Source organism: Streptomyces sp. NRRL B-1140, assembly GCF_001280065.1.
Lineage (GTDB): Bacteria > Actinomycetota > Actinomycetes > Streptomycetales > Streptomycetaceae > Streptomyces.
The window spans coordinates 72,860-86,291 of sequence record NZ_LGEA01000096.1 but is presented as its reverse complement, the minus strand read 5'-3'; the positions used below and the strand labels follow the sequence as shown (position 1 = coordinate 86,291).

At 71.5% G+C, this 13,432-nt stretch carries 10 protein-coding genes; 4 read left to right on the top strand and 6 right to left on the bottom strand.

Going from position 1 to position 13,432, the window contains the following annotated elements; genetic code table 11:
* Window positions 1-146: 146 nt before the first annotated feature.
* Entirely contained in the window at window positions 147-2,681 is a 2,535-nt protein-coding gene (locus tag ADK65_RS17660) for an ATP-dependent Clp protease ATP-binding subunit (protein ID WP_053671128.1), read from the top strand.
* A gap of 73 nt (window positions 2,682-2,754) precedes the next feature.
* On the opposite strand, the gene ggt is transcribed toward ADK65_RS17660, so the two are convergent.
* Window positions 2,755-4,557, bottom strand: coding sequence for a gamma-glutamyltransferase (gene ggt, locus ADK65_RS17655; protein ID WP_053671127.1), 1,803 nt, complete (start codon window positions 4,555-4,557; stop codon window positions 2,755-2,757).
* A 104-nt stretch (window positions 4,558-4,661) separates the two neighbouring features.
* Between ggt and ADK65_RS17650 the strand changes: the two genes are divergently transcribed.
* Window positions 4,662-5,420, top strand: coding sequence for a hypothetical protein (locus ADK65_RS17650; RefSeq protein WP_053671126.1), 759 nt, complete (start codon window positions 4,662-4,664; stop codon window positions 5,418-5,420).
* Window positions 5,421-5,540: 120 nt separating this feature from the next.
* Entirely contained in the window at window positions 5,541-7,109 is a 1,569-nt protein-coding gene (locus ADK65_RS17645; protein ID WP_053671125.1) for a CocE/NonD family hydrolase, read from the top strand.
* Between the two features lie 221 nt (window positions 7,110-7,330).
* Here ADK65_RS17645 and ADK65_RS17640 read toward each other — a convergent pair whose 3' ends face one another.
* Window positions 7,331-8,074 carry an amino acid ABC transporter ATP-binding protein gene (locus ADK65_RS17640; RefSeq protein ID WP_053671124.1) on the bottom strand — a complete coding sequence of 248 codons (744 nt, stop codon included), beginning with the start codon at window positions 8,072-8,074 and terminating at the stop codon, window positions 7,331-7,333.
* Window positions 8,075-8,214: 140 nt separating this feature from the next.
* A complete protein-coding gene (locus ADK65_RS17635) occupies window positions 8,215-8,622 on the bottom strand; it encodes a DUF6278 family protein (RefSeq protein WP_053671123.1) in 408 nt (135 codons plus the stop codon).
* Window positions 8,623-8,843: 221 nt separating this feature from the next.
* Between ADK65_RS17635 and ADK65_RS17630 the strand changes: the two genes are divergently transcribed.
* Window positions 8,844-10,610 (top strand): SGNH/GDSL hydrolase family protein, encoded by a 1,767-nt coding sequence (locus tag ADK65_RS17630; protein ID WP_053671122.1) that lies wholly within the window; start codon window positions 8,844-8,846, stop codon window positions 10,608-10,610.
* On the opposite strand, the gene ADK65_RS17625 is transcribed toward ADK65_RS17630, so the two are convergent.
* From ADK65_RS17625 to pcaC, 3 genes are read right to left on the bottom strand one after another with little or no spacing between them, the layout of a single operon-like run.
* Window positions 10,607-11,386 carry an exodeoxyribonuclease III gene (locus ADK65_RS17625; protein WP_053671121.1) on the bottom strand — a complete coding sequence of 260 codons (780 nt, stop codon included), beginning with the start codon at window positions 11,384-11,386 and terminating at the stop codon, window positions 10,607-10,609. The two genes, ADK65_RS17630 and ADK65_RS17625, sit on opposite strands and share 4 nt — an antisense overlap.
* Window positions 11,387-11,431: 45 nt before the next feature.
* Window positions 11,432-12,067, bottom strand: a complete 636-nt coding sequence (locus ADK65_RS17620) for an MBL fold metallo-hydrolase (protein WP_053671120.1) — start codon at window positions 12,065-12,067, stop codon at window positions 11,432-11,434.
* Window positions 12,068-12,110: 43 nt separating this feature from the next.
* Window positions 12,111-13,418 (bottom strand): 4-carboxymuconolactone decarboxylase, encoded by a 1,308-nt coding sequence (gene pcaC / locus ADK65_RS17615; protein WP_053671119.1) that lies wholly within the window; start codon window positions 13,416-13,418, stop codon window positions 12,111-12,113.
* Window positions 13,419-13,432: the final 14 nt, after the last annotated feature.

Sequence of the window (13,432 nt, the reverse complement as noted above, 5' to 3'; positions counted from 1 at the left end):
GTGCCCCTCGTCGGCGATCGTGCGAAGGTGTTCTACGAGCGCGCCCCAGGTGTAACCGGCTGCCACCCGGGTTACCCGACCCCGGCACGTCGACAAGCGAGGGCGTCCCCCGCCCGCGCGCCGGGGACGCCGGGAACGGAAGGCCCATGAGCAGCGGCTTCACCAGCCCGGAGGGCTACGGCTCGGATCCCTTCGGAGAATTCCTCGCACGCTTCTTCGGCGGACCGCGTCCCGGTCCCCGGCAGATCGATCTCGGGCGGCTGCTCAGCCAGCCGGCCCGGGAGCTCGTCCGCGGCGCCGCCCAGTACGCCGCCGAGCACGGCAGCCGGGACCTCGACACCCAGCATCTGCTGCGGGCGGCGCTCACCACGGAGCCCACCCGCACCCTCCTCAGCAAGGCCGGTGCGAATCCCGACTCGCTGGCGTCGCAGATCGACGACCGGTCGGGACCGGCCCAGCACACCCCGGACGACGCCCCGCCGCCGACCGCGCTGTCCCTCACCCCCGCCGCCAAGCGGGCCCTGCTGGACGCGCACGACATGGCCCGGGCCCGCGGCTACGGCTACATCGGCCCGGAGCACGTGCTCAGCGCCCTGGCCTCCAACCCCGACTCGGCCGCCGGGCACATCCTGAACGCGGCCCGTTTCGCCCCCTCCGAACCGCCCGAGGCACCCGAGATCCCGCAGGCCGAGCGCCCGCGCCCGACGAACACGCCGACCCTCGACAAGTACGGCCGCGACCTCACCGAACTGGCCCGGCAGGGCCGTATCGACCCGGTGATCGGCCGGGACCAGGAGATCGAGCAGACCGTCGAGGTCCTCTCCCGGCGCGGCAAGAACAACCCGGTGCTGATCGGTGACGCGGGCGTCGGCAAGACGGCCATCGTGGAGGGGCTGGCGCAGCGCATCTCCGAGGCGGACGTGCCCGATGTGCTGATCGGGCGCCGCGTGGTCGCCCTGGACCTCACGGGCGTGGTAGCGGGCACCCGCTACCGGGGTGACTTCGAGGAGCGGATGAACAACATCGTGGGCGAGATCCGCGCCCACTCCGACCAGCTGATCATCTTCATCGACGAACTGCACACCGTCGTGGGCGCCGGTTCCGGTGGCGGCGACGGCAGCTCGATGGACGCCGGCAACATCCTCAAGCCCGCCCTCGCCCGGGGCGAGCTGCACATCGTGGGCGCCACCACGCTGGAGGAGTACCGCCGCATCGAGAAGGACGCGGCGCTGGCCCGCCGCTTCCAGCCGATCATGGTGCCCGAGCCGACGGCAGCGGACGCGATCGAGATCCTGCGCGGTCTCCAGGACCGCTACGAGGCCCACCACCAGGTCCGTTACACCGACGAGGCCCTGGTCGCGGCCGTGGAGCTGTCCGACCGCTACCTCACCGACCGCCGCCTGCCCGACAAGGCGATCGACCTCATCGACCAGGCCGGCGCCCGGGTACGGCTGCGGGCCCGGACCAAGGGCACGGACGTACGGTCCATGGAGCGGGAGCTCGAGCAGCTCACCCGGGACAAGGACCAGGCCGTCGCCGACGAACAGTACGAGCAGGCCACCCAGTTGCGCGACCGGATCGTGGAGCTGAAGCAGCGGATCACGGAGGCCGGCGGCGAAGGCGAGGTCGACGAGGGCCAGGACCTGGTGGTGGGGGCCGAGTCGATCGCCGAGGTGGTGTCCCGGCAGACGGGCATCCCGGTCGCCAGCCTCACGCAGGAGGAGAAGGACCGCCTGCTGGGGCTGGAAGAGCATCTGCACCAGCGGGTGGTCGGCCAGGACGAGGCCGTGCGGGTCGTGTCGGACGCGGTGCTGCGCTCCCGCGCCGGGCTCGCGGCCCCCGACCGCCCGATCGGCAGCTTCCTCTTCCTCGGCCCGACGGGGGTGGGCAAGACCGAACTGGCCCGGGCGCTCGCCGAGGCCCTGTTCGGCAGTGAGGACCGCATGGTCCGGCTCGACATGAGCGAGTACCAGGAGCGCCACACCGTCAGTCGGCTGGTCGGCGCCCCGCCCGGCTACGTCGGCCACGAGGAGGCGGGCCAGCTCACCGAGGTCGTGCGCCGCCACCCGTACTCGCTGCTCCTGCTGGACGAGGTGGAGAAGGCCCACCCGGACGTCTTCAACATCCTGCTCCAGGTCCTCGACGACGGCCGGCTGACCGACTCCCAGGGCCGCACGGTGGACTTCAGCAACACCGTCATCGTGATGACGAGCAACCTCGGCTCCGAGGCGATCAACCGCCGCGGCGCCACGACGGGCTTCGCGGCAGGCGGCGCCGACGCGGACGAGGAGGCCCGCCGCGAGCAGATCCTGCGCCCGCTGCGCGAGCACTTCCGCCCCGAGTTCCTCAACCGCATCGACGAGATCGTCGTCTTCCGCCAGCTGACCACGGAGCAGCTGCGCCGGATCACCAACCTCCTGCTGGACCGCACCCGGTCCCTGGTGCGGGACAAGGGCATCACGGTGACCTTCACCGACCGGGCCGTGGAGTGGCTGGCCGAGCGCGGCTACCAGCCGGAGTACGGCGCCCGCCCGCTTCGCCGCACGATCCAGCGCGAGGTGGACAACGAGCTGTCACGGCTGTTGCTGGACGGCCGGGTCGACGACGGCGGCAGGGTGACCGTGGACGTCGAGGACGGCCACTTGACCTTCGAGACGCGGAGTTCGGCGACGCCCTCTTAGGGGCGCGGGGCTGTGTCGATTTGCGGCTCCGCCGCGTGGGCGCGACCAGCCCCCACGCCGCCGCACCCGGCACTCAACGCACAGGCCGTACCACCATGGCCGATCCCCCACCCCGCCGCACGGTCTCAGCGGCTGCCAGCCACTTCCCACCCGGCAGCCGCTGCACACCCGTAGCCGCACCGATCTCCGGGTTGGCCTTGAAGGAGTGCCCGATCGCCTCCAGCTGCTTCCTGACATCACCGTCGAGACCGGGTTCCGCCTCGGTCTGCGCGGCGTTGCGCTGACTCACCCGGGGCGCCGCGATCGCGTCGACCAGCGGCAGCCCCCGGTCGACGAACCCGGTGAGCGTCTGCAGAACGGTCGTGATGATCGTCGCGCCACCCGGCGACCCCAGCGCCACCACGGGCCGGTCGTGCCGGTCCAGCACGATCGTCGGCGAGATGGACGACCGTGGCCGCTTGCCGGGCCCCGGCAGGTTCGGGTCGTGCACGGCCGGGTTCGCCGGGGCGAAGGAGAAGTCCGTCAGCTCGTTGTTGAGGATGAAGCCCCGCCCTGGGACGGTGATCCCGCTGCCGCCGGTCTGCTCGATGGTGAGGGTGTAGGCGACGACGTTGCCCCACTTGTCGGCCACCGTCAGATGCGTGGTGCTGTCCCCCTCGTACGTCGTCGGGGCCGCCTTGTCCCCCGAGCCGCAGCGCGCGGGGTTGCGCGGGTCCCCCGGCGCCACGGGACTCGTGAGCACCGCGTCGTCCTTGATGAGGCACTCGCGCGAGTCGGCGAACCGCTGCGAGAGCAGTTCCCTCGTCGGCACGTCCTCGAACGCCGGGTCGCCGACCCACCGCCCCCGGTCGGCGAACGCGATCCGGCTGGCCTCGATGAAGCGGTGCAGGTAGCGGGCCTTGCTCGCCTTGGACAGGTCGGTCCGCTCCAGGATGTTGAGCGCCTCACCGACCGTCGTGCCGCCGGAGGAGGACGGCGCCATGGAGTAGACGCCGAGACCCCGGTAGGAGGTCCTGGTGGGCGCCTGGAGCTTCGTGCGGTAGGCGGCCAGGTCCTTGGCGGTCAGGTCGCCGGGCCGGGCGTTCCAGCCCGATCCGGGGTCCACCGGCGGCTTGTTGACCGTGTCGACGATGTCCCGGCCGAGGCGGCCGCGGTAGATCGCGTCGACGCCCTTGCTCCCCAGCTCCGCGTAGGTGCGGGCGAGATCGGGGTTCTTGAACGTGGAGCCGACGACCGGGAGCTGCCCGCCCGGCAGGAACAGCTCGGCGGTGTCCGGGAAGTAGCGGAAGCGGGTCTCGTTGGACGCCGTCTGCGAGCGGAACGTGTCGTCGACGGTGAAACCGTCGCGCGCCAGCCGCTCGGCCGGCTTGAGGACACTCGCCAGTCGCTTGCTGCCCCACTGGTCGAGTGCGGTCTGCCAGGTGGCGGGCGTTCCGGGGGTGCCCACGCTCAGGCCGCTGCTGACGGCCTCGGCGAAGGCGAGGGGCTTGCCGTTCTCCACGAACAGGTTCTTGTCGGCGCTCAGGGGCGCGGTCTCACGGCCGTCGATGGTGCGCACCGTGCGGGACTTGGCGTCGTAGTACACGAAGTAGCCGCCCCCGCCGATGCCGGCGGAGTAGGGCTCGGTGACGCCGAGCGCGGCGGCCGTCGCGACGGCGGCGTCGACGGCGTTGCCGCCCTTCCTCAGAACCTCGATCCCGGCGGCGGAGGCGTCCGGGTCGACACTTGAGACGGCACCGCCGTAGCCGACGGCCAGCGGGGTTTTCCCACCGCCGGTGCCCGGCGCGGCGGATGGCGGCGCCGCCGCTCCCACCGACACCACCACGGCGGCCGAAACCGCCAGGACCGTCAGATTCCGTGCGACAGGGCGACGCATCCGCACCTCCAGTCAAAGGCCGTCCGCGCAGCTTAATTCATCACCATGGTCGCGTCAGGAAGGCGTCGAACACCGGTGCGTCGGGCCCGCTAGCATGCGCGCCCATGAATGACGACGTGCGCAACATCGTTCTGGGCGTGGTCGCGGCGGGCATCAGTGCGACGCTGGGCTGGCTCGCCCGTACGTTTCTGTGGAAGCGGAAACTCAGGCGCAAGCAGGCCTTCTTCGGCCTGCCCGAGAACTCCGAGTCGCTGCTCGTCGTCAACCGCGACCCGGCCGCCTCCGAGCCGGCGGTCCACCGCTTCGACGTGTACGCGCTCCTGGAGCTCTCCGCGCTGATCAAGGACTGTGGGGCGAACCTCCATGTGGTCACGCAGGACACCGCCCATCAGGGCTTCGGGGAGCGCACCGAGTTCTGCGTGGGCGGCCCGGGCTCGAACCGGCGCATGGTGGCGCACATGTCGGGCCTGCTCCCCGGCGTGCGCGTCAACGTCGATCCCGAACCGGGGCCGGACCGTGGCGCCTTCCAGATAGGAAGCGAGCGCTATCGCATGAATCCCGGCGTCACGGAGTACGTGATACTGGCCCGGCTCACCGCCGGTGACCGCCGCGAGACGCGTCCCGTGTTCCTGTTCTGCGGCCAGCGGGCCATCACCAATCAGGCGGCCACCCGCTACCTCGCCCGCAACCACGAGCGTCTGACCCGCAAGTACGGCACCGGCTCGTTCGTCCTACTGCTCAAGGTGATCAACTCACAGGCGTACGGCCCGGACGTCGTCGAATTGGTGGGGGACGTGACCCGGGCGGCCCAGGCACCCCTCCCCGAGGCCCCTGTTGCACGCAATACACACCGCGCCTCCTAGACTCCTCCACCGCTCAACAATCGTTACTGGCACGTAACTTACCGACGGGTTACCTCTGGTAAGAGGTCGCGGTTAGCGTTCGGTCACTTTGCACGCACTGACACGAGTGAGGAGTGACCCGTGGGACATCACCGCAAGGCCCTGCGCACCACCGCCGTAGGCGCCGTCTCGGCGACCCTGGTCGCCGGCACCGCCCTGGGTCTCGCCCCCACCGCCCAGGCGGCCCCGCACCCCGTCCGCTTCGTCGACATCGCCGGTGACGGCGGCACCGTCCTCAAGGCCAACGTGGTCACCCCGGCCGACGCCCGCGGCACCGACCGCTACCCGCTGCTCGTCATGCCCACGAGCTGGGGTCTGCCCCAGGTCGAGTACCTGGCCCAGGCTCAGAAACTGGCCGACTCCGGGTACGTCGTCGTCACCTACAACGTGCGCGGATTCTGGCAGTCGGGCGGCGAGATAGAAGTGGCGGGCCCACCCGATGTCGCCGACGCCTCGAAGGTCATCGACTGGGCGCTGGCCCACACCCCCGCGGACGCCGGGCACATCGGCATGGCGGGCGTCTCCTACGGCGCGGGCATCAGCCTGCTCACCGCCGCGCACGACAAGCGGGTCAGGGCGGTCGCCTCACTCAGCGGCTGGGCCGACCTGATCGGCTCGATCTACGCCGGGCGCACCCAGCACCTCCAGGCCGCCGCCCTGCTGGACGGCGCGAGCGTGGTGACGGGCCGCCAGAGCCCGGAGCTCCGGCAGACGTTCGACGACTTCTACGGCTCCAACCTGGCGAAGGAGCCGGAGCTCATCGCCTGGGGGAAGAAACGTTCCGCTGCGACCTACGTCGACCGGATCAACGACAACGGCGCGGCGATCATGCTCGCCAACGCCTGGGGCGACAGCGTCTTCCCGCCCAACCAGTACGCCGACTTCTACGAGAAGCTCACCGGCCCGAAGCGGCTGGAGATGCGGCCCGGAGACCACGCCACCGCCGAGCTGACCGGCCTGTTCGGGCTGCCCAACGACGTGTGGAAGGACACCGGGCGCTGGTTCGACCACTACCTCAGGGGCGAGGACAACGGCATCGACCGTGAGCAGCCCGTCCAGCTCAAGTCCCGTTCCGCGGGAGGCTACGAGGGCTACCCGGACTGGAAGTCGGTGGCCGCGACCGACCGGAAGATCGCCCTCGACGGCTCGAAGACGATCCGCGCGAACGTGAACTCCGGGGCGGACGGCGGTGTCGTCTTCCTGTCCAGCATCCTCGACCAGGTGGCCCAGCTGCCGCCGATGGCCTCGATCCCGCTGCTCCCCCGCCGGTGGGCCGCCGTCTGGCAGACGGAGAAGTCCGCCACGGCCCAACAGGTGCGCGGGACCACGGCGTTGCACACGACGCTCACCCCGACCAAGGAGAGCGGCACCCTCGTCGCCTACCTGTACGACGTGGGGCCGCTCGGCCTCGGCAAGCTGGTCACCCACGCGCCGTACACCTTCCACGGGCGCACCCCCGGAAAGCCGTTCGGCGTCGACCTGGAGCTGTACTCCACGGCCTACGACGTCCCGGCCGGGCATCGCCTCGCCCTGGTCGTCGACACGGTCGACCCGCTCTACATCGAGCACAACCCGTCCGGCGCGCAGCTGACCTTCTCCTCGCCGGCGGACGACCCGTCGTACGTGTCGGTTCCGCTGCGCGAGCAGTGATCTCCGGCTGCCGCCGGACGGGCCTGGCCGATGTGAACCGCCTGCCCCCGTGGCCTTCGGGCCGTGGGGGCCGCACCCGGTGGGAATGCCCCGCGGACCGGGCGGGCGGTCTGCTCCCCCTGGCGGATCGGCGGCCTTCGGCGAAGTCCCCCTCTCCGACAGGGATGAAGGGCACATCGTAGTCGAGGTCCGATCCGATGAGCCGTCCGGTGCCCGCCCGTTCAGTGCTTGAGGATCTTGGAGAGGAAGTCCTTGGCGCGGTCGCTGCTCGGATTGGTGAAGAACTCGTCCGGGGTGCGGTCCTCGACGATCCTGCCGTCGGACATGAAGACCACGCGGTTGGCGGCCGAGCGGGCGAAGCCCATCTCGTGCGTGACGACGATCATGGTCATGCCTTCGCGGGCGAGCTGCTTCATGACCTCCAGCACCTCGTTGATCATCTCGGGGTCGAGGGCCGAGGTCGGCTCGTCGAAGAGCATCGCCTTGGGCTCCATGGCCAGGGCGCGGGCGATGGCCACGCGCTGCTGCTGACCGCCGGAGAGCTGCGCCGGGTACTTGTCCGCCTGGTTGGCCACGCCGACCCGGTCGAGGAGCTCCCGGGAGCGCTGGTCGGCGTCCTCCTTGCGGCGGCCGCGGACCTTGATCTGCCCCAGCGAGACGTTCTGCAGCACGGTCTTGTGGGCGAAGAGGTTGAACGACTGGAAGACCATGCCGACGTCGGCGCGCAGCCGGGCCAGAGGCTTGCCCTCCTCCGGCAGCGGCTGCCCGTCGAGGACGATCTGCCCGGACTCGATGGTCTCCAGCCGGTTGATCGCCCGGCAGAGGGTCGACTTCCCCGACCCCGAGGGGCCGATGACCACGACCACCTCCCCCCGGCCGACCGTGAGGTTGATGTCCTGCAGGACATGCAGCTCCCCGAAGTGCTTGTTGACGTCACGCAGCTCGATCAGCGGTTCGGCGGACATACTCAGCCCTACTCACTCTCAGCTGTGTGGTGGTGGCCGCAACGTATCCAGGCAAGATCGAACGTGGCGGGCGACACGCACTTTTCGATCATTAGCCGTATTTACGCCGGACTTTGGGCCAAAGGTTCTGGCCTGGGGGGTCATGACTCGGCGACTTCCGCGTACAGCTGCGACAGCTCGGGCACCCCGTACGCGGCCCACTCGTGGCCCGAGTCGACGACGTCGAACTCGCGGCCGGAGTCCAACCGGACGACGGGCTGACCGTCCGTACGGATCTCCCAGACGGCGCCCGGAACGGTGCGCACGATCACGCTGCCCAGGTAGAGACCGGCGTCGTTGCCGAGCCAGGTCAGGGTCTCCTCGTCGTCCCGCCAGCGCGGCAGGAGCTGGTCCAGTGCCTCCAGCGAGGCCGCCGTGTCGTCCAGCCGGACACCCGCCCGGGACGCCTGGGAGCGCAGCAGTTCGCACTCGGCGAGGAGTTCCGCGATGCCCGCCGGATCGGGGAACCCGACCTTCTGGCGCCGGTGGCCCAGGAAAGGGATGTTCATACTCCCAGCGTGACATTCGTACCGCCGTACGCACCACAGGCGCGCGGGCCCGCCGATCGCGGTCGAGTTCAGGCCGAGTTCACGCGACGCGCGTTGACGGGCCACTCCTGCCTCCCTAACTTCACCGTGCGTCTTGCGTCTCGGCCGTCGTTGTCTCTTCGGTTCCCGTCCCTGTGTTCGGTGTTGTCGCGTCGTGTGTCGCTGAGTGGGAGGAGTCGGCCGTGCGCCGATGTGTCCGGGGGATCCTGGTCGTCGTGGCCCTGTGCGGGTCGCTGGTCCCGGCGGTGTCCGCCCGGGCCGTCGGGGAGGAACGGGCCGCGCCGGTGCCGCTGGAGCGGCTGTTCGACAACGTGGCCGTCAGCGACGACAGCCGGCCCTCGGAGGCCGACTTCGACGGGTCCGGGGCCTCTCTGTCCGCCCAGGACCTCACCGCCGCGGGCTGGACGCCCGGCCGCGCTCTCACAGTGCAGGGTGCCCGGCTGGCCTGGCCGAAGCGGCATCCGGGCGAGCGGGACAACGTGCGCGCCGCCGGGCAGGACGTCCGGGTCACGGGGCGGGGTGACGCCCTCGCCTTCCTGGTGGCGGGCACCGGCGGCACGGAGGCGGGCGGCCCCGGGACGATCACGTACGCGGACGGCTCGCGCTCCGGCTACCGGCTGATCGCCCCGGACTGGCGCACCGGGCCGCTCGCCACCAAGGCCGTGGCCCTGCCGCACATCAACACGCCCGGCGGCCAACTCGCCCAGCAGGCCCGCCTGTACGTCGTGACCGTGCCGCTGGCCCCCGGGCGTGCGGTGGCCTCGGTCCGGCTGCCGAGCGCGGCCGGACTGCATGTCTTCGCGATGTCGGTGCGAACCGCCACGCGGGGCTGGACGGGCAGCTGGACCACGGCCGCGGGCGGCTACGCGGCCGTCGGGCCCTGGACCGACCGGACGCTGCGGCTGGTGGTGCACACCTCGGCCGGCGGGCCCCGCGTGCGGGTGCGGTTCGACAACGCCTTCGCGTCCGACCCGGTACGGATCGGGAGCGCGACGGTGGCTGCGCAGGCCTCGGGCGTGGCCTCACGGGGCGCTCCCGTGGCGCTGGCCTTCGGCGGTGCGGCGGGCGTGACGGTCCCGGCCGGGGGCCAGGCGTACAGCGACCCGCTCGGTTTCCCGGTCCCGGCGGACGCCAACCTGCTGGTGAGCTTCCATCTGCCCGGCACGGTGGCCGCGGCGCCCGTGCACGGGCTCGCGCAGCAGCGCTCCTACGTCAGCGAGCCGGGCGATCACACGGCGGACGGCGCCGCCGGGGCGTACACCTCGGTGATCACCCGCTGGCCGCTGCTCGCCGGGGTCGACGTGGGCGGCGGGCCCGGTTCCGTGGTGCTGCTCGGCGACTCGATCACCGACGGCGACAAGTCCACGCCCGACGCCAACCGGCGCTGGCCGAACGTCCTGGCCGCCCGGCTCCTGCAGCAGAGCGCCGTCCCCCGGTACGGCGTGCTGAACCTGGGCGTCTCGGGCAACCGCGTGGTCACCGACCGCTACCCCGGCGACGGGGTCTCCACGGACACAGCCGGGGTGAGCGCCCTGCACCGCTTCGACCGGGACGTCCTAGCCCAGCCGTCGGCACGTACGGCCGTCGTCTTCGAGGGCGTCAACGACCTGCGGTGGGGAACCTCCGCCGAGCAGCTGATCACGGGGCTGCGCGAGCTCGCGGCGCGCGGGCAGGCCCGGGGGCTGAGGATGCTCGCGGCGACGATCCTGCCCTGCGAAGGCGAGGCGCGGTGCACCGCCGCCGTCGACGCCGAGCGCGGCGTGGTGAACGAGTGGATCCGCGAGGGCGGGGTCTTCGACGGTGTGCTCGACTTCGACGCGGTGGTCCGTGATCCGCAGCGGCCCTCCCGGATGCTCCTCGCCTACGACAGCGGGGACCATCTGCATCCGGGCGACACGGGGCTCGCGGCTCTGGCGGACTCGGTCGACCTGGGGCTGCTGCGCCCCTAGACGTCCAGGTCCACGACCACGGGCGCGTGGTCGGAGGCGCCCTTGCCCTTGCGCTCCTCGCGGTCCACGTACGCGTCGCCGACCGCCTTGGCGAAGGGCGCGTTGCCGTAGACCAGGTCGATGCGCATACCGCGGTTCTTCGGGAAGCAGAGCTGGCGGTAGTCCCAGTACGTGAACGGGTGCTCGTACTTCAGGGGACGAGGGACCACGTCCGACAGGCCGGCCTCGCGCAGGGAGGCCAGGGCGGCGCGCTCGGCGGCGGTGACGTGGGTCGAGCCCTCGAAGAAGGCGGGGTCGAAGACGTCGTCGTCCGTCGGCGCCACGTTGTAGTCGCCCATCACCGCGAACGGGCGGCTACCGGCCGCGTCACCGGCGACGGCCGCCTTGAGCGCCTCGAACCACTGGAGCTTGTAGGCGTAGTGGGGGTGGTCCACCTCACGGCCGTTCGGCACGTAGACCGACCAGACGCGGAGCGGGCCGCAGGTCGCCGAGATGGCGCGGGGCTCCACCGAGCCGTCGAAACCGGGGTCTCCGGGCAGGCCCTTGACGACGTCCTCGATGCCGACCCGGGAGAGCACCGCCACGCCGTTCCACCGGCCGGTCGCGTGGACCGCGGACTCGTAGCCCAGCTCACGCAGTTGCTCCGCCGGGAACTGCTCCTCGGCGACCTTGGCCTCCTGGAGGCACAGCACGTCCGTGCCGCTGCTCTCCAGCCAGGCCAGAAGCCGCGGGAGGCGGGCGGTGATCGAGTTCACGTTCCAGGTCGCGATGCGCATGCCCCACAACCTACCCGGCGGGTCCGACAACGCCGCCCGGCCCCGTCAGACCTCTGCGGACTCCCCGGGCGTCAGCCGCAGGTGGTCCGAGCCGCCGAGCTGCCCGATCTGGCGGTCGTAGACGGGCCGGGCCAGGTCGGTGAGGTAGGCGTCGTGGATGTCGTAGGCGCGCTGCGGCTTCAGCTCGCGCACGTAGTCGATGACCTCGGAGATCTTGCTCCAGGGGGCCATGACGGGGAGCATCAGCGTCTCCACCGGGTGGTCGGGGACGGTGAGGGCGTCGCCGGGGTGGAAGACCTTGCCGCCGTCGACGAGGTAGCCGACGTTGGTGATGCGCGGGATGTCCGGGTGGATCACCGCGTGGAGTTCGCCGTGCACCTGGACGTCGAAGCCCGCGGCGGTGAAGGTGTCGCCGTGGCCGACGGTGTGGACACGGCCGGGGAAGGCGGACGAGATCTTCTCCGCGACGGCCTTCAGGGTCCAGATCTCCGCCGCCGGGTCGCGCTCCATGGCGGCGCGCAGCCGGGACTCGTCGAAGTGGTCGGGGTGCTCGTGGGTGACGAGGATCGCGTCCGCGCCGAGCGCGGCGTCCTCCTCGCTGAACCCACCGGGATCGAGGACGAGGGTCCGGCCGTCCTTCTCCAGCCGGACGCAGGCGTGCGACTTCTTCGTGAGCTTCATGCGTCCATCCTGCCCCCGTCCCGCTTCCGCGCTCCCCATGGGCTCACTCCTGTGGCGTGGTCTCCTCACGGATCACCTGCTGGGCCACCTTGAACGCACTGTTCGCGGCCGGGACGCCGCAGTAGACGGCCGCCTGGAGCAGCACTTCCTTGATCTCACCCGGGGTGAGGCCGTTACGCAGGGCGGCTCTGGTGTGGAAGGCCAGCTCGTCCAGATGACCTCCCGCGACCAGGGCGGTGAGGGTGACGCAGCTGCGGGTGCGCCGGTCGAGGCCGGGGCGGTCCCAGATCTCGCCCCAGGCGTACCGGGTGACGAGCTCCTGGAAGTCGCCGGAGAACTCGTCGGCCTCGGCGAGGGCCCGGTCGACGTGCGCGTCGCCCAGGACCTCGCGGCGGACCTTGATCCCCGCGTCGTACGGGTCGGGCCGCCCCTGGACCTGCGGTGGTACGGCGACCGGGGCGATCTCGGCGACGGGCCCCGACTGCGGGGGCTGTGGCGGGGCGGTGGACAGGACCGGCTTGAGGGCGGCCTGGGGCAGGGCGGTCTGGCCGGTGGAGAACTCGAAGGCGGGCTGCCAGGCGGTGGAGAAGTGCCGTACCAGCAGGTCGGTGACGGCCGCGGGCTGTTCCACCGGGACCAGGTGGGAGGCGCCCGGGACGACGGCGAGACGGGCGTCCGGGATGCCCGCGACCAGCGTGCGGGCCTCGGCGGGGCCGGTGACCTGGTCGTCCGATCCGACCAGGACCAGGGTCGGGACACCGACCCGCCCGAGTTCGGGGCGGACGTCGAACGAGGCGAGCGCCTCGCAGGAGGCGATGTAGCAGCCGGGGTCGGTGGTGCGCACCATCTGCACGGCCCACTCGGTGATCGCGGGCTGCGCGGCCGCGAACCCGCCGGTGAACCAGCGCTCCGGGGCGGTGCGGGCGATCGGGTCGAGGCCGTTCGTGCGGACGATCACGCCCCTCTGCCGGAACTCGTCGGCCGTGCCGAAGCGGGGCGAGGCGGCGATCAGTGCGAGCGAGGCGAGCCGCTCCGGGTGGCGCAGCGCCAGTTCGATGCCGACGGCCCCGCCGAGCGCACAGCCCGCGTAGCCGAAGCGCTGCACACCGAGCCCTTCGAGAGTGGCCAGCAGCCGTGTGGTGATGTCACCCACGGAGCCCGCCGGGTACGCGGGAGCTCCGCCGTGGCCGGGCAGGTCGAACCGGAAGACGCGCCAGTGCTTGGTCAGCTCGGGGATCTGGCGGTCCCACATGTGCCATGTGGTACCCAGGGAGGGACCCAAGATCAGGACGGGAGCCTCTTCTGGCCCGTCAAAGCGGTATTGCAGGGTGTTCGACGGTGTCTCACTCACGCCTCAGACCCTCT

Excerpts from the sequence above, each read along its gene's own strand:
- ADK65_RS17660 (WP_053671128.1), top strand. The coding sequence starts at position 147 with ATGAGCAGCGGCTTCACCAGCCCGGAGGGCTACGGCTCGGATCCCTTC.
- ggt (WP_053671127.1), bottom strand. The coding sequence starts at position 4,557 with ATGCGTCGCCCTGTCGCACGGAATCTGACGGTCCTGGCGGTTTCGGCC.
- ADK65_RS17650 (WP_053671126.1), top strand. The coding sequence starts at position 4,662 with ATGAATGACGACGTGCGCAACATCGTTCTGGGCGTGGTCGCGGCGGGC.
- ADK65_RS17640 (WP_053671124.1), bottom strand. The coding sequence starts at position 8,074 with ATGTCCGCCGAACCGCTGATCGAGCTGCGTGACGTCAACAAGCACTTC.
- ADK65_RS17635 (WP_053671123.1), bottom strand. The coding sequence starts at position 8,622 with ATGAACATCCCTTTCCTGGGCCACCGGCGCCAGAAGGTCGGGTTCCCC.
- ADK65_RS17625 (WP_053671121.1), bottom strand. The coding sequence starts at position 11,386 with ATGCGCATCGCGACCTGGAACGTGAACTCGATCACCGCCCGCCTCCCG.
- ADK65_RS17620 (WP_053671120.1), bottom strand. The coding sequence starts at position 12,067 with ATGAAGCTCACGAAGAAGTCGCACGCCTGCGTCCGGCTGGAGAAGGAC.